The sequence below is a fragment of the Microbacterium sp. BF1 genome (genome assembly GCF_019279095.1).
Lineage (GTDB): Bacteria > Actinomycetota > Actinomycetes > Actinomycetales > Microbacteriaceae > Microbacterium > Microbacterium maritypicum.
This window is the reverse complement of the sequence record NZ_JAGYWT010000809.1, coordinates 1-660: the sequence shown is the minus strand read 5'-3', so window position 1 is coordinate 660 and position 660 is coordinate 1. Positions and strand designations below refer to the sequence as shown.

At 69.7% G+C, this 660-nt stretch carries 1 protein-coding gene; it reads left to right on the top strand.

Features of this window, described 5'->3' with window-relative positions; genetic code table 11:
- Positions 1 to 214: 214 nt before the first annotated feature.
- The gene (locus KZA10_RS16935; protein ID WP_017829232.1) at positions 215 to 565 is read left to right on the top strand and encodes a PLD nuclease N-terminal domain-containing protein; all 351 of its coding nucleotides are present in this window, start codon (positions 215 to 217) and stop codon (positions 563 to 565) included.
- The last annotated feature ends 95 nt before the right edge of the window (positions 566 to 660 follow it).

Here is a 660-nt window from a genome sequence, read left to right as displayed (position 1 = left end):
CACATCGGCGGAGCCACGAGAGGTCGACCACGCGCCCACGACGAGCAGGAGCGCGAGGCCGACGGCGATGATCACCCGGGCGACCAGCATCCGCTCGGCCCGCGCTCGCGGCATCAGATCCGGAGAGGGGGGGCAGCATTTCCCGCGCAGTCTAGCAACGGAGCCTCTGCCGTCTCCGGGGCCGTGGCACCCTCGACACGCCTACACTGGAAGGGTGGCGAGACTACTGATCGTCGGCGGCTTCCTCGCCGCCGTGTTCTGGGTGTTCAGCATCGTCGACTGCGCAGTGCAGCCGGCGACGCGGCACCGTGGTGTGTCCAAGCCCGTTTGGCTCGCGATCGTGGTGATCCTCCCCGTGATCGGCGGCATCCTCTGGTTCGTGATCGGCCGCCGGCGCGCGAACGATCCCGGTGTCCGTCCGGTGATCGCACCGGATGACGACCCCGCGTTCCTCCGCAGCATCAGCAAGACCGAGCAGGATGCGCGCATCCGCCGTCTCGAAGAGGAGCTCGCCCGTCTGGACGAGGAGACCGACGAGCCTCCCGCCACGGACCAGCGCCCGTGACCTCATCGCCGGCGATGGATGCTGCGGCGTCCCTGATCGCCGACCTCGTCGCCCAGGGCGTGCGCGACATCGTGGTGTCTCCGGGCTCGCGTTCG